This is a genomic window from Paenibacillus sp. Y568 (assembly GCF_059445545.1).
Genome location: NZ_JCAIUM010000003.1, coordinates 167,558 through 189,797, shown reverse-complemented (window position 1 = coordinate 189,797; position 22,240 = coordinate 167,558). Strand labels below are relative to the sequence as shown.

The 22,240-nt window shown below is 41.2% G+C and carries 18 protein-coding genes, 1 tRNA gene and 3 riboswitches; of the genes, 5 read left to right on the top strand and 14 right to left on the bottom strand.

Annotated elements, in window-relative coordinates:
• Positions 1 to 5: 5 nt before the first annotated feature.
• Positions 6 to 866 (bottom strand): DUF421 domain-containing protein, encoded by an 861-nt coding sequence (locus AC1D7X_RS05990; protein WP_495455880.1) that lies wholly within the window; start codon positions 864 to 866, stop codon positions 6 to 8.
• Between the two features lie 189 nt (positions 867 to 1,055).
• On the opposite strand from AC1D7X_RS05990, the gene AC1D7X_RS05985 reads away from it, so the two are divergent.
• Complete coding sequence (locus AC1D7X_RS05985; RefSeq protein ID WP_495455879.1) at positions 1,056 to 1,262, top strand: DUF1657 domain-containing protein; 207 nt, start codon at positions 1,056 to 1,058, stop codon at positions 1,260 to 1,262.
• Between the two features lie 744 nt (positions 1,263 to 2,006).
• Here the strand turns inward: AC1D7X_RS05985 and AC1D7X_RS05980 are convergent.
• The 9 genes from AC1D7X_RS05980 to AC1D7X_RS05940 form a co-directional block, all read right to left on the bottom strand.
• Positions 2,007 to 4,322, bottom strand: a complete 2,316-nt coding sequence (locus AC1D7X_RS05980; RefSeq protein WP_495455877.1) for a histidine kinase — start codon at positions 4,320 to 4,322, stop codon at positions 2,007 to 2,009.
• A gap of 108 nt (positions 4,323 to 4,430) precedes the next feature.
• Entirely contained in the window at positions 4,431 to 5,027 is a 597-nt protein-coding gene (kdpC, locus tag AC1D7X_RS05975) for a potassium-transporting ATPase subunit KdpC (RefSeq protein ID WP_495455876.1), read from the bottom strand.
• 67 nt (positions 5,028 to 5,094) lie between these two features.
• Entirely contained in the window at positions 5,095 to 7,125 is a 2,031-nt protein-coding gene (kdpB, locus tag AC1D7X_RS05970; RefSeq protein ID WP_495474844.1) for a potassium-transporting ATPase subunit KdpB, read from the bottom strand.
• Positions 7,126 to 7,142: 17 nt separating this feature from the next.
• Positions 7,143 to 8,822: a potassium-transporting ATPase subunit KdpA gene (gene kdpA, locus AC1D7X_RS05965; protein ID WP_495474843.1), complete on the bottom strand. Its 1,680-nt coding sequence runs from the start codon at positions 8,820 to 8,822 to the stop codon at positions 7,143 to 7,145.
• Positions 8,823 to 8,868: 46 nt separating this feature from the next.
• Entirely contained in the window at positions 8,869 to 8,946 is a 78-nt protein-coding gene (gene kdpF, locus AC1D7X_RS05960; RefSeq protein WP_495456063.1) for a K(+)-transporting ATPase subunit F, read from the bottom strand.
• A 152-nt stretch (positions 8,947 to 9,098) separates the two neighbouring features.
• On the bottom strand, positions 9,099 to 9,494 hold the full coding sequence (locus AC1D7X_RS05955; RefSeq protein WP_495474842.1) for a hypothetical protein: 396 nt from the start codon (positions 9,492 to 9,494) through the stop codon (positions 9,099 to 9,101).
• A gap of 123 nt (positions 9,495 to 9,617) precedes the next feature.
• A riboswitch (cyclic di-AMP (ydaO/yuaA leader) is annotated at positions 9,618 to 9,801 on the bottom strand.
• A 131-nt stretch (positions 9,802 to 9,932) separates the two neighbouring features.
• A riboswitch (cyclic di-AMP (ydaO/yuaA leader) is annotated at positions 9,933 to 10,129 on the bottom strand.
• A 292-nt stretch (positions 10,130 to 10,421) separates the two neighbouring features.
• Positions 10,422 to 11,339 carry a hypothetical protein gene (locus AC1D7X_RS05950; protein ID WP_495455872.1) on the bottom strand — a complete coding sequence of 306 codons (918 nt, stop codon included), beginning with the start codon at positions 11,337 to 11,339 and terminating at the stop codon, positions 10,422 to 10,424.
• A gap of 246 nt (positions 11,340 to 11,585) precedes the next feature.
• Positions 11,586 to 11,657: transfer RNA gene (locus AC1D7X_RS05945), tRNA-Thr, on the bottom strand.
• A gap of 74 nt (positions 11,658 to 11,731) precedes the next feature.
• Positions 11,732 to 12,034 carry an MTH1187 family thiamine-binding protein gene (locus AC1D7X_RS05940; protein ID WP_495455871.1) on the bottom strand — a complete coding sequence of 101 codons (303 nt, stop codon included), beginning with the start codon at positions 12,032 to 12,034 and terminating at the stop codon, positions 11,732 to 11,734.
• Between the two features lie 225 nt (positions 12,035 to 12,259).
• Positions 12,260 to 12,519, top strand: a riboswitch (cobalamin riboswitch).
• A 180-nt stretch (positions 12,520 to 12,699) separates the two neighbouring features.
• Here AC1D7X_RS05940 and AC1D7X_RS05935 point away from each other — a divergent pair.
• The 4 genes from AC1D7X_RS05935 to AC1D7X_RS05920 all read left to right on the top strand — a co-directional run bounded on the left by AC1D7X_RS05935 (position 12,700) and on the right by AC1D7X_RS05920 (position 19,015).
• Complete coding sequence (locus AC1D7X_RS05935) at positions 12,700 to 14,673, top strand: anaerobic ribonucleoside triphosphate reductase (protein ID WP_495474841.1); 1,974 nt, start codon at positions 12,700 to 12,702, stop codon at positions 14,671 to 14,673.
• On the top strand, positions 14,670 to 15,170 hold the full coding sequence (gene nrdG, locus AC1D7X_RS05930; RefSeq protein ID WP_495455869.1) for an anaerobic ribonucleoside-triphosphate reductase activating protein: 501 nt from the start codon (positions 14,670 to 14,672) through the stop codon (positions 15,168 to 15,170). The genes AC1D7X_RS05935 and nrdG overlap by 4 nt, the downstream gene beginning before the upstream one ends.
• A 51-nt stretch (positions 15,171 to 15,221) precedes the next feature.
• The gene (locus AC1D7X_RS05925) at positions 15,222 to 17,555 is read left to right on the top strand and encodes a ribonucleoside-diphosphate reductase subunit alpha (protein ID WP_495474840.1); all 2,334 of its coding nucleotides are present in this window, start codon (positions 15,222 to 15,224) and stop codon (positions 17,553 to 17,555) included.
• 428 nt (positions 17,556 to 17,983) lie between these two features.
• Positions 17,984 to 19,015: a ribonucleotide-diphosphate reductase subunit beta gene (locus AC1D7X_RS05920; protein ID WP_495455867.1), complete on the top strand. Its 1,032-nt coding sequence runs from the start codon at positions 17,984 to 17,986 to the stop codon at positions 19,013 to 19,015.
• 281 nt (positions 19,016 to 19,296) lie between these two features.
• Here the strand turns inward: AC1D7X_RS05920 and AC1D7X_RS05915 are convergent, their stop codons facing one another.
• The 4 genes from AC1D7X_RS05915 to AC1D7X_RS05900 all read right to left on the bottom strand — a co-directional run bounded on the left by AC1D7X_RS05915 (position 19,297) and on the right by AC1D7X_RS05900 (position 21,954).
• Positions 19,297 to 19,521: a hypothetical protein gene (locus AC1D7X_RS05915; protein ID WP_495474839.1), complete on the bottom strand. Its 225-nt coding sequence runs from the start codon at positions 19,519 to 19,521 to the stop codon at positions 19,297 to 19,299.
• Positions 19,522 to 19,831: 310 nt separating this feature from the next.
• A complete protein-coding gene (gene ssuE / locus AC1D7X_RS05910) occupies positions 19,832 to 20,401 on the bottom strand; it encodes an NADPH-dependent FMN reductase (RefSeq protein ID WP_495455865.1) in 570 nt (189 codons plus the stop codon).
• A gap of 648 nt (positions 20,402 to 21,049) precedes the next feature.
• Positions 21,050 to 21,349, bottom strand: coding sequence for a hypothetical protein (locus AC1D7X_RS05905; RefSeq protein WP_495474838.1), 300 nt, complete (start codon positions 21,347 to 21,349; stop codon positions 21,050 to 21,052).
• Between the two features lie 77 nt (positions 21,350 to 21,426).
• A complete protein-coding gene (locus AC1D7X_RS05900) occupies positions 21,427 to 21,954 on the bottom strand; it encodes a hypothetical protein (protein WP_495474837.1) in 528 nt (175 codons plus the stop codon).
• Positions 21,955 to 22,240: the final 286 nt, after the last annotated feature.

The window sequence follows — 22,240 nt, the reverse complement described above, 5'->3', positions numbered from 1 at the left end:
TCAAATTAACGAGTAAGCGAAGGTCTAACGTCTTTAATGATTTGATCCAAGTTTTTTGAGCATTCCTCATACATTTGCTTTCCTTCTTGATTATCCGTCGACAAACTGAACATTTCTAGATCAGCTTGGCATTTCTTCAATGTTGCAAATAACGCCGCTTTATTCTGGGGTTTCGGAACAATAATCTGATCATCGAACAGATCAACAAATAATTGCCCATATGAATCAACCTGACCAAGGAAGACGTTCTCGATCGCAACCCCTATTTTCTCCAACTCTGTATTTAACCATCTTCGGTTCAAGCCAATGGTAGCTAAGGGTTCATCCATAATCTCTCCATCCATGATGACAGCTTGTGGTTCTTGCTCTGGCGCGACTTGTATACCCAGATGGCTTGAGGTTAGAGGTTGATTTTCTTTGGTTAACAGCACATTAACTTCACCACTGGACTCCATCAGAGCAAATTCCACATCTGCAACTCTAAATACATTTTTACTTCTTAGCTGTTCCATTAGTTCATCTGTCGTAAGTCGCTCTTTTTTCAGATTTTCCTCGAGTATCTTTCCGTCTTTAATGAGAATGGTGGATTTACCATCTAGGAGATTTCTCGCCTTTTTACTCTTTATTGTTGAGAATTCAATTATTAAGGAACATAACACCCATACGACTAACGATATGAGACCTAAATGCCAAGTACCATCCATTTCAATAGGAATCGTTGCTGCTAGGCTTCCGATCGTAATACCCGTTATGTACTCAAATAAGGACAGCTGGGATACTTGCCTTTTACCGAGAAGTTTGGTCAAAAAGAAAAGAACAACAATAGTTAAGATGGTACGTAGAGCAACAACTAACCAATCCTGCATATTGGTATACCTCTTTCCTGTTCGTTTTTTTTAAAGTGATTACACATAAGATGTCCTCTAACTTATTGTTTTAACCAGCGTCGGCTTTATTTCTTGTTCCACATTTGATGTATGGGTTTATCAAAAATAGGATAAGATATCTTTCGTTACTTCCTTATCAGACTCCAAATAATTAAGGAGGTGAAACAGATGACCGTTGCTTCTCAAGTAAAAACATGCCTAGCATCGTTGAAAGGTGCTCAAGCCAATCTTGAACAATTCGCTCTAGAAACACAGAATCAAGAAGCCAAAACAACATTTACAAATGCCGCAGAACAAGCTCAACAGATCGTTCAACAAGTAGAATCTCGTGTACAACAGTTAGAGAACGAAGAACCTCAATACAAAGGATTCTAAAATTTAAATTTATAAATAATCATCAAAAAACCACCGATCATCATAGCCACTTCAGGCTTAGATAATCGGTGGTTTTTTATGTTTTCGGATAGAGAAAATAGTTTCCTATCAAGCCTAAAAAGGGCAGAATTCTCATTTTTATGATAAACCCACACTAGAACATCGATTGATTAATATAGTGAGACTAGAAAGAGAGGTGATATTCCATGAGCAATAGACACCGGGAAGACCACAAAAGAACGATTGTTATTCGCATTAGACCAGGCAGAAAGGTTTTGGTTGTAGCAACTAGAAAGAGCCGTCGCCGTCACAGAAGAGACTTCTGTTAATCCCTTAAAATCGAACATTGTAAAACCAGGTCCGGTCAGCTAATCCATCTCCCCATTTTCTCTAGAAACCCACACCTGATAACAAAATGATTAATATATTGTACTAGAAAAGGAGGTGAAACTCCATGTGTGATAAATGTGATAAACACCGTAAGCACCGCAAACACTGTAAACACCGTAGACACCACAGACACGACAGACACGAAAGACACGAAAGACATGACAGACGCGTTGATGTTATCGTTCTTAGACCAGGCCAAAAGGTACTAGTTGAAGCAAAAAGACGTCGTCGTCATCACAGAGACTGTTAGTTCGTAGAACTTATATTCTTTGGAAGAAGGAGCATGTCTCCTTCTTCCCCCTATTATTGTTTAATAGGAGCATATTTTAATATATTTGCTAGTATCTATAAAGTTTAGAATCTCGCAACAACAAGTACATCTACATGCCGCCCTGCACGGAGTAGTCGTTTCACAACAGATCCTTTCCATAATACTTCAAATAGCGGAAGCTTGGACTGACCCACAATAATTTGGGTGGCCGTATGCTCATTGGCTTGAGTAATAAGCACCTTTGCAATGTCACTACGACATCTCGCGTGTTGTATGTTAAACTGACCACCCAACTGTTCTGTTAACTTTTTTAACGTCCCCATCCGTAACCTATCTTGTTCCGTACATCCTGATTTCTCAAGCTGAACATATGTCACATACCAGATTGCTTTGAGGCGATGCGCGATTCGGAATCCCCTTCGTATTAAACTTTCCGCATGAGCTGTTAATTCTACACATACATATATCACTTCTTGTCTCCGCCAAGGTCCTCTTAAAGAACTTGTTCGCTCCCAAGCTTCCAATCGTTCGTCTACATCGTCTGCAATTTCTCTTAGAGCCAGCTCACGCAATGCTATTAAATTACCTGTCTTAAAGAAGTGACCTAACGATTGTTCCACCTTATTGAGTGCATACACTTTCCCATCTCTTAATCTCTGTTGCAACGACTGAGGTGCTACATCTATTAATTGAACTTCATCAGCTAACCTTAAGATGTGATCAGGTACAGTTTCTCTAACACGGACGCCTGTTATTTGCGCAACGGCATCATTAAGACTTTCTAAATGTTGCACATTCATGGTCGTAATCACAGAGATACCTGCATTCAGAATTTCAATAACATCTTCATACCTCTTTTTATTCTTACTCCCAGGAACATTGGTATGTGCTAATTCATCAACCAAGATCACATCAGGTGCCTGCCTAATAATTTCTTTGGTATCCATCTCTTCTAGCCTTGCGCCACGATAATCTATGACTGCTCTCGGAATCGTTCCAAGTGCGCCTACCTGCGCTGCAGTTTCTTTTCGACCATGTGTTTCTAAAAGTCCGATCAACACATTCGTCCCTATACGTTGTAGATCATTTCCCTCTCGAAGCATCGTATAGGTTTTACCTACACCTGGTGCGGCTCCAATATATACCTTGAATTGTCCTCTTCTGATTCTTTCAATCTGCTTATCTACCTCTTCAGAGCTCAAGCGCCGATACATCGAGCTTGCTCTTGGACCTTCTACTTTTGTGGGTATAATACGTTCTCCCTCATGTTCTGCACGGTCAGCAATAACAAATACATCTATGTTCTGTATCTTTTTTAAGATGTCATGGATAATTGACCCTTGCCAGAATTCCTGCCAACGTGTTTGCTTCGAATGACCCAACACAATTCGTGTCGCTCGATGTTCCATAGCATATTTAACTAATACGTTAGGTAGCGACCGTCTAGAGCTAAAAGAAAGTTCCTCAAATTCACCATTTACCTTTTTAACTAATTTCACGAGTGAACGTTTAAATGTCTCCGCTTCTCTGCTCATTTTTTTGTGGGGATTCCTAAAGGTGATCACACACAGATCCCCATTTAGTCTTTTCGCAATTTGCTGACCACGCCGAACATAAATGGAACTGTTCCAATGATATTGTGCGGACACAAGAATTTTCTCGGTTACGCCTGTCGGACCGTAGTTCCCCATCTCCTCATTATGCTTCTCCAAGGAATCATTAACACCTTCAGCAACATGTCGTAGTGCCAATTCACGTAATATCGCTAAATTTCCTCTTTTAAAAACAGTATCTGTCTCTGCTCGGCTTAACTGCAGTTTCCCCGTGGCAATACGGCTCAATAACGTTTCTGGTGTCACATCAATAAGTCGAACTTCATCCGCTAACGCAAGCGTATTGGCAGGGACTGTTTCATCCACTTCAACACCCGTCATTCGACTAGCGACTTCCCTAACACCTTCTAGATCATATATGTTAACTGTGGTGATGACACTTATCCCACGGCTGAGCAAAAATTGAATATCTTCAAGCCTTGTGTGAAAGGGTGCACCCGGTCTATTTCGGTGAGCAATGGCATCTACAAGAACAACTTCTGGATTCCTCTCCAACAGCATATCTACATTCAAATCCTTCTGTTCCATCCCATTCTTAGTCCAATGAATACTGGGCACACGTTCCAAATCGGCAAGTTGTTCCACCGTTTCAGACCGCTGAGATGTGGTAACGGCACAGATCACGACATCGATTCCTTGCTCCTTAAGAAGTTGCCCTTCTCTGAGCATATGATATGTCTTTCCTGAACCACTTACAGCTCCGATGAGAATCTTTAATCGTCCTCGATGCAACTTGTAAATCGACATGAGTATTTCTTCAGGCGTTTTTCTTTTGAAAGTTTCCATCGTTCTTCCATCCTTTGCTAGACGTCAAGAATTAAAAAAGAAGCCAAAAACAAGCGGATTAAATCCGAAATGCCTTGGCTTTTTGTGAGTGAATGGATCGCATTTTTTTTATTTTATCATTTCTCCTAAAGCGAGGTTCAGCAGTAATACGTTGACTCTTGGATCCCCGAATACGCCTAAGTCACGTTCTTTGGTATGGTTGTTCACTAACTTCTGTAGTTCAGCCTGATCTAATCCCGTTAAATTGCTGATTCGTGGAATCTGGGCTGTAGCTGAGGCTGGTGAAATATCTGGATCTAATCCTGAACCAGAGTTCGTTACTAGATCAATGGGCAACTTCTCTAAAGGGACATCAGGATTAGCTGCTTCCCACGCAACCATGGATTCTTGGATCCGTTTCACCAAATCTGGGTTAGAGGGCGCATAGTTCATGGATCCAGAACCTGCTCCATTATTCTCAATACTTGAAACACGCCCTTGGAAGAATGCAGGATTAGTAAAGGTCTGTCCTATCAGCTCTGAACCTACGACCTTACCCTCCCCATCTTTCACCATACTTCCATTCGCTTGTTGTGGGAAAATGAACTGGGCTATCCCGGTACTAACCAATGGATATATTAAACCGCAAATCACAATCATCACGATACTGATGCGTGCGGCAACTCCTATCACTGAACTTTTATTGGATGACTCTACATTATTCATTGGTATTTCCTTCCTTTCCCTATTATAGTCTACGGCACATAACGCATGCCATCTTATTCCTTCGCACTTAAATCCACAAGTGTACAATTAGGTCAATCACTTTAATCCCGAGAAAGGGAGCAATAACCCCACCCACGCCATAGATAAGTAAATTCCGACTGAGTAACTTACTCGCACCCATAGGTTTGTATTTGACACCTTTCATGGCAAGCGGAATGAGCAGGGGAATAATCACAGCATTAAAGATGAGTGCTGAGAGTATTGCCGAGAGCGGTGACCCTAAACTCATCACGTTAAGCACATTCATCTCTGGAATAGCGACCATAAACATGGCTGGGATAATAGCAAAATATTTGGCTACGTCATTCGCAATACTAAAGGTCGTTAGTGCACCTCGTGTCATCAATAACTGTTTACCGATCGCAACTATCTCAATGATCTTGGAAGGATCGGAGTCCAAATCGACCATATTAGCTGCTTCCTTCGCAGCTGACGTTCCGCTATTCATGGCTAAGCCCACATCAGCTTGAGCGAGTGCCGGAGCATCATTGGTACCATCACCTGTCATGGCAACCAGTTTACCTTCGCTTTGTTCACGACGAATAACTTCAATCTTATCTTCTGGCGTACTTTCCGCAATGAAGCTATCAACGCCTGCTTCGCAAGCAATGGTCGCTGCAGTTAACGGATTATCGCCCGTACACATGATGGTCTTGATCCCCATCTGTCTCAACTGGTCAAACCGCTCTTTCATACCTGGTTTTACTGTATCTTTTAAATAAATCAATCCATAGATAACACCGTCGACTGCAACTGCAAGAGGCGTACCTCCATCAGAAGCAATCATATTCGCCTTATCCTCTAAATCTGCAGGAACAAGTCCCCCTTGGGATTGAACCCATTGTCTTACAGAGTCAACGGCTCCTTTACGTACATGGCGTCCATCTTTAAGATCGATACCGCTCATACGTGTCTGTGCTGTGAATTCAATGAATTCGCCACCTACTGCAAGCTGATCCTCTATGGAATAATCAAGTTTCCTCATAAGTTCAAGAACAGATCTTCCTTCAGGTGTCTCATCCTTCAAGGAACTTATGGCTGCCCAATAACCCAACTCTTTCTTAGTCATTTTACCTACAGGGATAAATTCACTTGCCATCCGATTACCGAATGTGATCGTTCCTGTCTTATCAAGAATCATCGTGTTGATATCACCCGAGGCCTCAACGGCTTTCCCGGACATCGCCAACACGTTGAATTGCGTCACACGGTCCATACCTGCAATACCAATAGCGGATAATAACCCACCAATGGTTGTTGGTATTAGACACACTAACAATGAGATCAGAACTGGAATCGGAAGATCAATATCGAAATATTTGGCTATAGGAGCCAAGGTAACCACTACGATTAGGAATATTAACGTCAAGCAAGTAAGTAATGTATTCAGTGCTATTTCATTAGGAGTCTTCTGTCTCTGTGCACCCTCTACGAGTGAGATCATCTTATCGATAAAAGACTCGCCCGGATCCGCCGTAATACGCACTGTGATCTCATCACTGACTACCCGAGTTCCACCAGTAACGGAGTTGAAATCTCCCCCAGCTTCTTTGATCACGGGAGCAGACTCACCGGTAATGGCCGATTCATCGACGGATGCCAATCCTTCAATGACTTCGCCATCTCCCGGAATCATCTCACCACTTGTGACAATGATGATATCACCTTTACGCAACTCCGTAGAATTAACTACTTTAATCTCGGATCCTACGCGTTTATTAGCTTTGATCTCCTGCTTACTTCTCTTCAAAGAGTCAGCTTGCGCCTTCCCCCGCCCTTCTGCTAATGATTCAGCAAAGTTAGCGAACAAGACCGTAAATAACAATATCAAGAACACCGTAATATTAAACCCCATCTGATCATTCGTTCCGAAATAGGTTGGGAATAGAATCATCATAAGTACTACAAACGTTCCCATCTCAACAACAAACATCACGGGGTTCTTCATCATAAATATCGGGTTCAATTTAATAAAGCTTTCTTTAACAGCATGTTTGGCTATTTCACCATCGAACATGCTCTTGCCTTTATCATTCATCGTTCAAGCACCTCATTCTAATGGAGTGTTAAAAATTCGGCCACAGGGCCTAAAACAATGACCGGAAGAAACGTTAACGCACCGATCAATAAGACAACACCGATCAATATTCCAATAAATAGCTTGTTATCTGTACGGAATGTACCGATTGTTTCAGCAACAGGTTTCTTAGTACTAAGCGAACCTGCCACCGCAAGCATCGCGATGATCGACATGTAACGACCAAAGAACATGACCAGTCCTGTTGAAACGTTCCAGAATACCGTATTATCTCCTAGTCCTTCGAAACCAGATCCGTTGTTGGCAGCGGATGAAGTGTATTCATATAAGGACTGGGTTAAACCATGGAATCCCGGATTACTTAATGAATCAAAACCCATCGATGTTATAAATGAGAGCGCCGTAGGCACTAAGATAATAAATGGATGTACCAGAATAACGAGTGCAATTAACTTCATTTCCCTGGCTTCAATCTTGCGTCCTAAGAACTCAGGCGTTCGTCCAACCATAAGTCCGCAAATAAAGACACCTAGTATGGCGTACATCAACATGTTAACCAGCCCGACACCTTTACCTCCAAAGACGACATTCAGCATCATTTCACCAAGTGCTGCCATTCCTCCAAGAGGTGTTAATGTATCATGCATATTGTTGACGGATCCCGTTGTCGCAGCCGTCGTGACAGTAGAGAAGAGTGTGGATTGTGCAATACCGAATCGAACCTCTTTTCCTTCCATACTTCCTTGAGAAGATTCAATACCTAACGTATTGATTACCGGGTTCCCAGCTTTCTCTGACGTATAACTAAGCGTAAGGAATATTAAGAATAGAATCATCATGCTTGAGAATATGACCCATCCTTGCTTCTTGTTTTTCGCAAATAGCCCAAACGTATAAGGTAGTGCAGCAGCAAGCATCCACATACTTAATATTTCAATAACATTGGTTAATGGACTTGGGTTCTCAAATGGATGTGCCGAGTTGGCCCCAAAGAATCCACCACCATTCGTTCCGAGATGTTTAATGGATTCCAATGAAGCGATAGGACCCATCGTTATCTGTTGTTCCACACCTTCAAACGTTGTTACTGCAGCCGTTGGATCGAACGTTTGGGGTACTTTTAAACCGACTAATACGATCGTAACGATAAATGCTAGAGGTAAGAAGATACGAATAATGGCTTTGGTGAAATCTTGAAAAAAGTTACCTAATCCTTCACCACGTCGAGTAATTCCGCGAATAAAGGCAATCGCAATCGATAAGCCTGACGCTGCCGAAGTAAACATCATCATCGTAACAAACGCCATTTGTGTTAAATACGTCACACCACTCTCGCCGCTATAATGCTGCAGATTGGTATTTGTCATAAAACTGATGATCGTATTAAAGGCGAGGGAAGCCTCCATATTCTCGTTCCCACTCGGATTCCCTGGTAGTGATCCTTGAAGACGTAGGAGTACGTAACTAATTACTAGTAATACCGCATTCGTCGCAATAAAACTTAGTACATACTTCTTCCAGTTCATACTATTACGATTTCTTAATCCGATCAGTTTGTAGATCACATTTTCCGTTGAACCAAAAATCTTATCCGTTCGGTTGGGTTCATTGGAGAATACATGAAACATATAGGTACCCAGTGGCTTCACCAGCAACAGTAGTACGACAATCACAATTCCTATTTGCAGTAAGTCCATACTTTATATCCTCCTTATAGGGATGAATTCTTAATTGGTATGTTAACTAGAATCTCTCTGGATTGATTAATGCATAGATCAGGTAAATGAAGATGACTAAGGTCAATGCAAGTATAACGATCATTGTTCCCCGCCCCCTCTATCTACCAACGTTCCGCACCAATGCGTGAACAATAACAATAATCCAAATCCAACTACTAACGTGATGATCATATAGACATCCGTCATTATGGGAATGCCCCTCTCATGTAGATTTTTTGATGATTCATCTTCATGCTATTTATCGAGTAGAAATCCAACGTCCCCATTCTTCGTATAGATGACATGGTTTGCACCCATTCCTCTGTAAACTCCACGTGGGCTAGAATATCGAGTGATAATGTAAATCTCATGTGTCGTCCATGGGCGACAGATCTGGAGATAGCGACAACTTAAGTTAAGACTACTTTCAAAAATATAGATTCTACCTACCGCTACCTGCGGGACAATCCACTTTCTAGTCATACTTGTATCAATACGAACCACATGTTTTGCACCCATTTTTAGATAATCCAGTTCTTCCGTACGGCTATTCGTCAGTACCGCAAATGACTTTTTACTATAAATTAATTGGTTTATAAATTTCCGCCCGTCCTCATTAGGAGCGATAACCAAGGTGACTCCATCTTCCATTAATCAGGTCCTCCTATACGTTTAAAGACAACAAAAAAGAAGCTCAGCGAAAAAGTAGCTTTCCCAGAGCTTCTTTAGGATTCCATGACAAAATAAAGTCATGAACCAGCCAGAAGGCGGTTTGCTGCCTCTCCCTGCACGCTTACGAAGTTAGCTGTCGGATTCGGGCGAGAGAGTCGCCCTATTCTCGGCATGTCGATACATAACCGAAAAATTCACCCCATGGAAATATCCGGCGTTTACGCAGCAGACATCTCCGATTGGTTCCCCCGTTTCTGAATTACACAGAATTCAGCGTTCAAGACAATGGATCAAATTACTTTTATATAACGGATTATCGTTTCCTACCACACTTGATTGACAATCCATCACATTTAAAAATCACAGAGTAACATACGTACCCTATGATCGGTAGTTGCGATCACAAGCTTCATCATTCCTCTCTCAGACTTAAGCTTACGAGGTTAGCTGTCGGATTCGAGCGGTGAGAGTCGCTCTACCTAGTAAAGACATGAAATGCCTTGACCAGGATTCACCCCTGTAGCATCTAATTTCGACTCTCACACCGAAAAAAGTTGACTACATTTGGTTCCCCCGCTTCCCACGATAGAGTGGAAATTCAGCGAAATTATGAATTGAAAATAATAACAATTTATATTTCGTTATGAATCATACACCCGCTCCAAATGAGTGTAAAGGTGACTTGAACCCCACCTAGAAGGAAATAAGAAGCATTTAGGTTGATGGTAACGGTTACAAAAATAACAATCAACTCCTTGCTCATTCATGCTCTCTATATCTCAATATTACGCAATTATTGTAATTACTTATTCTCAAAAACGAACAAAGCCATCCAAATGGATGACTTTGTCAATATATTTATATGTCTTTATTGATATATCCTTTAATGAATATCGATTTAAACGCCTAATTCACCGTAATTGAACCGACAGAGGACGTTAGTGACAACAGTGGACCGCCGCCATTGATGTCGCTTTTCCCTTTAGAAACTCCTGTGATGCTACCCACCTCAGTCTTCGTCTCCAGACTACATTGAAGGGATTCAGCCAGGTTCGCAACAATGGCACCTACTTCTGTCTTCACTTTGAGACTACTATCTTCTTTCATTTGATCAATACCCAGTTGAAGACTACCCGTTTCGGATACTATACTAGATTTCCCTTCAATGTGAGCTCCTTCGATACTTACTGAACCCACGTTATTATGAACATCATATACACCTCTCAGGTTACTTAAATTAATCTCACCAACTTCACTGAAGATGTCATAATTTTTAACCCGATCTGGTATCTCTATCACATAATCAATACTGAAGTTTGAGAATCCATACTCTTTCTTTGCCCACTTCCACATATTAAGCTTCTCATTCCCCTTAGGATGTGTAACGACCTCTAACTGATCTCCATTTACAACGACAGCAATTTCCGCGTGATCCATGATCTCTTGATATTTATCATCACGGGATGATTTGTCTAGAGACCAAATTGTAGCAGTCACGTTAATCTTATCACCAGAAGTTCCTTTCACCACAATGTTACCTACCTCATGGTCCACCTGAAGTGCCGATACTGAATTATCCACCTCTTGTGTGTATGAAATCTCTTGGTGAATGCCATTCCTCTTCAACTCATCACTCAAATCTAAGGCTGTATCTTGTACTTTATCCCTAATCCCTTCTACTGCTTCACCAATTCCGCTCTGAATCGTTTCGGTATTATTCGTACAGCCAGACAACAAACCTACGAATACGAATGCTGCAATCAGCATTGGCTTATAATGGATCCCCATATTAAATAATCGCTCCTTCATTTGATAGTCCTGCATTTCAGTCTCACGATGTTACGTTGTCATTATTATACAATATTAGGTAATTAATAACACCGGTCTGTGGACTAGTAAATTACTGGACTAGAGGCGGGGAAAGAGTGTTTAATATTAGTCAGAAAAGGGTTGTTCATTTATCCAATTGCTGTAGTCTCCAAACTCCTTATAGGGACATTATAAAAAGACATAAATAAAACGCGATCTCCGCACAACCGGAAAACCGCGCCCCGTAAGCCTTCTCAAAAATGCTGGTGAAGGGAATTGAACCCCCGGCCTACGCGTTACGAGTGCGTTGCTCTACCCCTGAGCTACACCAGCCTAAGAACCTAACTTGCCTTTACACAATGATTATTGTACTGCTAATTCACATTATATGCTCTGGTAGATAGATCCTACTTTAACTTATCCTGAACAGACTGTAATTTCTGTGCACTAGAAGAAAATTTATCACGACGATCATCCAATTTCACCGAAGTTGAGACCCGCTCTGCTCCCGCTAGGAATGGAGATTCATGTAATGTAGCTATAGCTTTCCATACTAATTCAAGAGGCCCCTCAATAATTGTACTCATGGATGTTAGTTCATACGTTATACCTTGCTGTTCCTTTAGAACCCGTTGCATATCCGCAACGTAAGCACTTAGGCTTGTCGTCTGCGTTCCAATCGGAATAATAGTAACTTCAGCTATTGCCATCTCATCATACCTCCAAAGCTATTTATAATTATTTATATGTTCTTATTCTAGCCAACTCGCAAATATTTAGCAAAATGAAGACACAAAAATTTCATATCACAAATCAAAACACTCCAAAGGTTAGTGGTAGCGGGCTTGGGAAAAGTTTCACACTTTTTTATAGATATTATTTCATAATCGACTGTTTACAAACACAATATATTGAGTTAGATTTATATAACAATACTAAATATAGTAAAAACAGGTGATCCGGTTGGTACATCACATACGGATCTTAAAAGGGAAGAATGGTGCAAATCCATCACGGTCCCGCCACTGTAACTCAAGAATTGACCTGCATATTGCAGACCAATAGACACGGCAATTGCCACTGTGAGCACAAACTTATGGGAAGGCGCTAGTGTCGCTTAAACGATTACCTCCTAAATGGACAAGGGTCGTTTACTTGAGAGAGTCAGGAGACCTGCCTGTTCGACATAATTCAACAAATCCTACGAGGACATAGGAATTGTTACTTTTCACTTCGGTTTTGTAACCAGGAGAATATAGTAGCATGTCCTGAGCAACCTCCTAGGAGTGCTTTTTTTGTCTGATGGATTGTCAGATGGAATACAACATGACGCGACAATCATGGCATTTCTTAACCGAAGGGTGGAATCAGTTCAATGGTACTTATGGAATCAAGAAATCGCACCTCTGAAGCAGAGGTAATGTTACGAGAGGTAGCAAGTCTTGGGCACGATATTTCAGAGAGTCTTAATGTAGAGATGCTACGTGAGAACGCCAACCTGAATGGAGAAAGCTTTTCAGGGAAAATAGGTAAATTCGGTAGCGAATATGCTAAATGGTACGCCAGATATTACATATTACCTGAACAACTCATGGCTGCTGTGGATCATAATGATCTATATGTGCACGACCTTGATCAATATGCGGTAGGAAGTACGAATTGTATCTTCATCCCATTCGACAAACTCCTAGCGCGAGGCTTTAGTACAGGAAGCGGCAGCGTCCGTTCCCCGAAGTCGATCTCAACCGCTATGGCCTTAGTTGCGATAATATTTCAATGTCAGCAGAATTCTCAATATGGTGGAGTTTCAGGGAGCAAATTGGATCATGATTTGGCTCCATATGTCGCCATGTCATTTGCGAAGCATTTTAATAAAGGGGTACAATACTTCAATGAGAATCATTCCATAGAAGAACAAGACATCACTATAGATAATATAACGTTATCCGTTTCTCACCCCCATTCTTACGCTTTTGCCATGCAAGAGACGAAGACAGAATGCCTCCAAGCTGCTGAGAGTTTAATTCATAATCTAAATACGATGTCTAGTCGTGCTGGTGGGCAGATTCCATTCACTAGTATCAATTATGGCACCTGCACCTCCCCTGAGGGACACATGATTATTGACAGCTTACTCAGCGCAACAATGAACGGACTCGGTAATGGAGAAACACCTGTATTCCCTATTCAAATTTTCAAATGTAAACGGGGTATTAATCAATCGCTAGAAGATCCAAACTATCATCTTTTCTTAAAGGCAATCGAATGTTCAACGAAACGTTTGTATCCTAATTTCGCTAACATTGATGCTCCTTTCAACTTGCAGTATTATGATCCGACTGATCCTAACACCGAATTTGCTACAATGGGTTGTCGCACTCGCGTTCTTGCAGATCGACATGGGCGTAATCACTTGGCAGGTAAGGGCAATCTTTCCTTTAATACGATTAATCTTGTTAAATTAGGCATTCAACACGGTATGGTCAATGGCCGCACAACACCTAATGAAGAAGGGTTCTATCAAGATTTATATCATTTCTTAAATATTGCTCTTGATGGTCTTCTACACCGCTACAAGATTCAATCTCGACAACCTGCCAAAGCCTCCGACTTCATGATGCGTGAAGGAGTCTGGGAAGGTGGAGAACAGCTTAATCCTGACGATACCGTGGAAAATTGCTTGAAACATGGTAGCTTGTCCATAGGATTCATTGGTCTGGCCGAATGTATGAAATCTATGTATGGTAAACATCATGCTGAGAGCGATGAAGTGTATGCTAAGGCGTTAGCTCTGATCTCTTCGATGCGTCGTTATTGTGATGATAAGAGTGAGGAATATGACCTTAACATCACTTTGATGGCCACTCCAGCTGAAGGATTGTCAGGTAAATTCACTAAAAAGGATCGAGAAGTATTTGGTTCCATTCCGGGTGTAACGGATCGTGAATATTATACGAATTCTTTTCATGTTCCGGTGTATTATAAGCTACCGGCTGCACGTAAAATTTCACTTGAAGCTCCTTTTCATGAATTATGCAATGCAGGTGCCATCTCTTATGTTGAATTAGATGGAAATGTACGCAGCAACCCGAGTGCTTTTCTCAAAATAGTGCAATATGCATTACAACAGAATATCAGCTACTTCAGTATTAATCATCCAATTGATCGTTGCGGATCATGCCACTATGAAGGCATCATCGGAGATACTTGTCCGCAATGTGGAACTCATGAATCAGACATCCCTATGTATCGCTTACGCCGGGTAACCGGCTACCTAACGGGTGACTATCAGACTCGTTTTAACGCAGCTAAGCAAGCCGAAGTACAAGATCGGGTCAAACACCAATGAATATTTGTGGCTACTATCCTGAGTCCATTAATGAAGGTGATGGCCTACGCACCGTCATCTTTCTAAGTGGGTGTCGTCATCGATGTGCAGGTTGCTTCAATCCGGAAACGTGGAATTTCAACTACGGAGAACCTTTTACGGAACAACGTCAACAAGAGATCATTACTGAAATGGTTAATAATCCGTTACTTGAAGGCATGACATTAGCTGGAGGAGATCCTTTCTTCTCTGCTGATGAGGCTGCTCATTTTATCGATAAAGTTCGGGAGTCTCTTCCTAACTTCTCTGTGTGGATCTATACAGGCTATATATATGAGGATCTTATAGCACAACCTGAATCAGCAGAATACCGTCTACTTCGGAAATGCCAAGTCGTCATCGATGGTCCTTATATAGAATCTTTAAAAAATATCACTCTCCCCTATCGTGGAAGTTCAAATCAGCGTATTATAGATATTCAGGCAAATTTGAGCCACGAAGATGCTATGCAGTTGTAATTTTAAATATTCAAAATTGAAAAACATATATTGAAAGGAAGACCCCTACCTATGCCACAATCCGTCGTTAAACCAAATAATCGCCAACTTGCCTTTGATGAGCAACGTCTCTCCGTCTATGCAGATCGCCTGCTAGAAGGATTGGACATGCTTAATAAGGAACAATTAATCCGAGGGGTACTATCTAAGCTACGCCGTGATGAAGTGACAGGAGAAGACATTAGCAATGCTTTTACGATGTCATCCTTAGAGCTTGTCACCAAAGAAGAACCGAATTGGAAGTTTGCTGCGGCTCGTTCCCTACTTACTTCTTTATATAAAAAAGCTGCACATCATCGTCGCTATAAATCATATGCAGATGAGCCATACGGCGCACTTTACCCGTTGATCACAGATTTAGTACAAAAAGGCATATACCGCGAAGAATTGCTTGAATACTATACAAAAGAACAGATCGAAGAACTTGCTGAACTTATTGACTACAAGCGCGATCTTCTATTCGATTATATTGGACTCTTAACATTAACAGAACGTTACCTTACAACAGACTTTGATGGACATGTGATGGAACTTCCGCAGGAAAGATACATGATCATTGCGATGTTCCTTATGCACAAAGAGCCTGCTGAGAGACGTATGGAGCTTGTCAAAGAATCTTATTGGGCTATGAGCAATCTCTATATGACTGCTGCCACACCAACCATGTCGAATGCAGGTAAAAAAGTAGCTGGACAACTATCCAGTTGTTTCATTGATACGGTAGATGACTCTTTAGAGGGAATCTTCGATTCTAACACAGATACAGCTCGTCTTAGCAAAATGGGCGGTGGGATCGGTGTCTACCTTGGTAAAGTTAGAGCACGTGGTTCAGATATTCGCGGACATAAGAACACAAGTTCAGGAATTATTCCTTGGATACGCCAATTAAACAATACGGCTGTTAGTGTAGATCAGTTAGGTACACGTAAAGGTGCAATCGCCGTCTATATCGATGTGTTCCATAAAGATATCCTGGCATTCCTTGACCTCAAATTAAATAACGGGGACGAGCGTATGAGAGCGCACGATGTATTCCACGGTATTTGTATTCCTGACTTGTTCATGAGTGCTGTAGAGAATCGCGGAATGTGGAACCTATTCTGTCCTCATGAAGTTAAGAAAGTGATGGGTTGGACAGACAACAACGGTCGCCCTCTTGGCCTTGAAGATTTCTATGATGAAAGTCTTGGACAAGGTTCGTTCAGTGATAAATATGAAGAAGCTGTGAATCATCCTTTATTGTCTCGTATTACCGTCCCTGCCATCGATATTATGAAACGTGTCATGAAATCGCAGCTTGAGACTGGTACGCCATATATGTTCTACCGTGATACCGTTAACCGGGCTAACCCCAATCGTGCACATGGTATGGTCTATTCCTCCAACCTATGTACAGAAATTATGCAGAATCAATCCGCTACGGTTGTGGAAAAGGAGGAATTGGTTACGAAAGACGGCCAGACTCGGATTATTATCTCCAAAATCCCTGGTGATTTCGTCGTTTGTAATCTGAACTCCATTCACTTGGCACGTGCTGTTCCAGCTGGTGTATTGGATCGACTCGTTCCTATTCAAGTACGTATGCTTGATAATGTCATCGACATCAATAATATTGAAGTCCTTCAAGCGCAATATACAAACAGTCAATATCGCGCCATTGGTCTAGGAACTTTCGGGCTTCATCATTTACTTGCACTCGAAGGTATTCGTTGGGAATCCGATGAAGCTGTCACTTATAACGATAATCTTTATGAGAAAATCAACTATTTACTTGTTCGTTCCAGCATGGAATTGTCTAAAGAAAAGGGTCATTATCCGAAATTCAAAGGTTCTGATTGGGAAAGTGGTCACTATTTCACACAACGTGGTTACACAGACGGACAACATGAAGGTCAGTTCGTAACGACTTCCCAATGGCAAGATCTACAACAAGAAGTACAACAGAATGGTGTACGTAATGCCTGGATGTTCGCGATTGCACCGAATGGTTCTACTTCTATTATTGCCGGCTCTACAGCCAGCATTGATCCATTGTATGAGTTGCTATCTTATGAAGAGAAAACAACGTACAAGATTGCTAATCCTGCACCAGACCTATCTGATAAGACGATGTGGTACTACAAAACAGCATTTAATATAGACCAACATTGGTCCATCAACATGGCTTCTGCACGCCAGCGTCATGTCGATCAAGGACAAAGCTTCAATCTATATGTTCGTCCAGATATTAAGGCAACGGACTTCCTATCCTTGCATATTCATGCTTGGAAAGCAGGAATGAAATCAACTTATTATGTAAGAAGCCGGGCGTTGACGATTGATGATTGTGAGAGTTGCTCATCGTAAGGGATTGGCTCCCTTGACCAACCCCTTTCGATCCCTCCCAAACCCTCCCTTGCCAAGGGAGGGCCCCAAGGGCTCTGCCCTCTGGACACCTGAAAATTTTTGGTGGAACGAGAGAATTAGGAGCATTGTGTGAGGATCGTTTCGTGGTAGGAGCGTTTGGTCCCCCTGTTCGCTTCGCGAATGCGTTAGCGGGGACCCGCTCTAATGCGAGAAGAGAGTGAGTAGCTCTCGGCATCCTCGAGCTACAGGTCCTGTTTGCTCCGCAAATGCGGGAAGTGATTAAACCCCTCCTGTTTGCTCCGCAAATGCGGGAAATCACACAGATAAGAGCGAGCCTATAGCGTTAACACTTAGCTCCATCCCTCCTGTTTGCTTCGCAAATGCGGAAAGGGGTCAACCCAGAAATATTTATGAAGGAGTATATAGATATGAAATTGCAACAAATTTTCAATACGGAAGCACCCAATCAATCTACACGGATTATCGAAGGTGAATGTTCAGGTATTCTGAACTGGAACGATATCCGTATGCCTCATATGTATAAACTTTATAAGGTACTATTATTGAATCACTGGATTGCAGATGAAATTCCGATGTCCAAGGATGCACAGCAATTCGCAAGATTGGATCCTGAAGAGCAACGCGTCTTCAAGATTAATATTTCACTACTTGCTGTGTTAGATTCTATGCAGACGATGTTTGTAGGAGATGTGAAACGTTATTTCACGGACTCATCTTTAGAAGCCATTTCGGCTATTATTGGTCAACAAGAAGTTGTCCATAATCAATCGTATTCCTATGTCCTTTCATCCATTGTGTCGGATCAAGAGCAGAAAGAAATTTTTGAATATTGGAAACATGATCCGGTTCTTCTTGAACGCAATCGTTTCATTTCAGATATTTATCAAAGCTTCCGCAATGAACAGACGCCACAGACATTTTTCCATGCTATGGTAGCGGATTTGATTCTTGAAGGTATTTTCTTTTACAGTACATTTGCCTTCTTCTACAACTTGGCACGTGATCAGAAAATGATGGGTACAAGCCAGATGATCTCCTATATTCAACGCGATGAGAATCAACACTGCTATTTCTTCGCAGAGGTGTTCAAACAGCTGCTCGTTGATTTCCCAGAGCTCAACACCAAAGAAAACATGGACTACGTCTACAAGACTATTGATGAAGCTGTTCAATTAGAGACCAATTGGGCACATTACACACTCGTTAACGTAGCTGGTATCGATCTAAATGAGCTTGAGGATTATATCAAATATACAGCGAACAAACGTCTTACATTAATGGGAATGGACAAAGCTTATCAAGGTGTGGATGTAAACTGTATGCCTTGGATTAAGCCTTTCTCAGACGATGCTTTGAATTCAACGAAGACGGATTTCTTCGAAGCGAAGTCCCGTAACTACGGTAAGGTCGGAGACGATAACGGGTTTGATGATTTGTAATTCTTAATTTCATGGGTAACGTTAAAAAAGGGAGGTAGCCTGTTCTTATAGGCTACCTCCCTTTTAGTTTTTATGATGCTTCAACGGCCTGGATACCTCCGTTTGCCATTCCTATAAAAATGGATAATCCCAATCCAATAGCTAAGTAAGTTCTCTTTTTCATCATCCCACTCCTTTATTCATATTCCCCTTCTTCATTAACTCCCAGCGCGGAGTCGCGTAACATGATGGCGGCCAAACACATGTAGGAACCACCATTCATGGTTCTCATATATCTCCTGTCATTCTTCGCCCAAAAACCCTTTATCATTATCCTTGAGTACTTTCCATACATCATTCTCTTTAACCACTGTCATGTTTCCTGTCTTGGTTACAACACTTGTTCCTCTAGAGGAAGTCAGTTCTGAAGGACTTAGTTCGATATCTATACTGTATCTAAAAGAAAAAGTGTCCTTTTCCATGTTTGCTTGGTTCATATTTTCAAAATCAATTTTATTTATCTTCATATTCACCTTATTCTTAACTGCGTATATTGTGGCTATGGCGTTTTGCCTATTTACTGCGAATGCTTCATAACCTTTTTCTGTTAAGAATGGCTTATACTCTTCTTGTTCCTTCAGTATATCTTGAATCTCCTGCTCGACCGTAGTATTTTCCTTTTCAATAGCAGGAACCTGAATCACGTTTAGCGTTGAAATATAAGACTATTTATAAGCAGAAACACTTATAAATTCTTATATTTTAAAAAAAGACGGAGCAGAACTGTTACCAGTCCCAACTCCGCCTCATTCTAACAGCACGGGCAGCAATTATTTTTTACAACTTGTATTCGTTCTCTGTATGTTTATACTCGCTTCTTAAACTTGTTTCCTTTACCAATTCCTCTAACGCATCGTGCAGACGTGAGCGTAATTCTTCAGCGATGTCCATACCCCCATCTTCTGTACGTACCACTTGGGAATCTACCGTGTAGACCCCACCAAGAATGTGACGGCCGCCAAGCGCGGAGAGTACAGGCTTTAAGGAATAATCAATGGCAAGTAAGTGTGCAAGACTCCCACCGATAAACAAAGGTAACATAATCTTACCTGCTAGACCCTTTTCAGGAATAAGGTCCAAGAATGTCTTAAGGACGCCCGTAAAAGATGCCTTATACACTGGACTTGCAATAATAACCGCATCTGCTTCGGCTACGAGCCCATTCGCTTTGACGATATATTCACTTTCAAACTTTGTATGAATAAGATCCTCTGGCGGAAGCTTAGCCACATCAATACGACTTACCTCGAATCCTGATGTTTCGAGAATTTTCTCTACATATTCAATGATTGCCGTAAGTCTTGAAGTCAGACTTGGATTTCCATTTATGATAACAATTTTAGCCATGATTTCATTCTCCTTTTCCATATAGATATCATGCTCTATTTATAATATTTATAACGATTTAAACCTAAAGATATTCCAATTCCGATATAATCACTATGCTTAAATGATCGTACCAATCCATGTACCTATTGTCAATTATTCGAGGGTAAAGGCCCTCTACCTTAAGTTCTCCATCTCAGAGTGCACTTTTTGGATGCCTAGCCGTGGACCTATATATCTATAAATAAAGTACTGAACTACGAACAACAATGAATAGTACAACAGGGTTACAACCAATACAATGAATACCATCAATCCACACAATACGACCGAAAAAGCATATAGATTGATTTAAAAGTGACCCCACGGCGCGAAGTGTTGAATAAGAACAGCGTTATACTATATATGATTAACCTCTTCCAAGAAATAATCGGTAAACCAAACATCACATTCTCTAGTGCCAGATATAGCATCCTATGAAGAGACAATACATGCCAATCTTGATACCTGCTCCGTACCTATACCATTCGATCATAAAAGGAGTGAGCAAGACCAACAACCCACCTATGAATAATATGTTTTCTATGACTTGCGAAATACCAACCTGTACATAATCCACCGACGTGGATATGAATTTATAAATGACTCCTTTAACACTGTAACGGGTGCTCAATATGAGATTCCCCTCTTTAAACCCGATGGAGCACCATGCGCAAAAATGTTGATATACGAGGCCTTCTCGAGCCAATGAAGATCTATGCCTGCCCTTTCGCCTTGAGTAATTCGAATCCAATCTCCTTCCTTCTCGGTATTCGTGTCTACCCAATTGGAATCACTATAACGATATAAAAGTTTGTTAACCTGCAGATCATCATAATAAAAGGATCTATTCAGTAGCAAATTGACTTCACCTGGTGTGGAAGCCATCAGAACACCTATCCCACGTACCTGGTCAAATCTATGGAACATCGCAGCATACTTCTCCCCACTAAATTGCTTCGGAGTGACGAACCATGCCAAATAGGTCTTATGATTTGGAATCTCTCCTAAATCAAAAATGAGCCTTCCTTTGCGAGTACCGCCATATACAGTACTTCGTTACGATACTCCTTACTCTCCACATACACGTATAAGTCAGGAGAAGGTAGCAATTCATTATATAAATCTCGTATTTCTTGTTCGGTTACATATCTCTTTACATATTTCTGTCCAACGACATTCACATTACCAATGATTAATACATCCTCATATGGATGTTCCTTCGGAAGATCCGGATACATATATATATCATAATGTTTCATCAAAGCGATATGTTCGGTAATCAGTCTCAACTCTTCCGAATCAGTAGCGATCACAATAGCCCCAACGCTAGGTCGCTTATCAGCTGAATTCAGTGATTGGTTATGGTTATTATTATTGTTTATGTAGAGGTCTTCAAATTGTTGTATCTGCTCTGCGCCAAGTTGAGTGACGAAATCCTGCTCATCCGCAGTCACAATGGCAGAAGCTTGCACATAACTAGGTGCGAAAAAAATAATTACAGATAATAGGCCGAATAATAACACTTTTTTCATAAGTGCTCCTTTTTAAAACACTAATTTATTACATTTAATCTTATATGTACCGGGTTATATCGTAAGTGATTTCTTTCTCTTTGAACGCTCTTTGAACTGGTTGTTGAATTTATGTTTTGTATAAGCTATACTGAACGACAACGAATTGAACAGTGATATTACGCCTATGATCAGAATCCAACTGGGAGGCGTTTGCGACCGGAGAAGGTGTTCCCTCTCCCTAAGTTAACCGGCATCCGACCGTTATAACGGAACCAAGAGGATTCAAGACTGTATAAACAGCTTG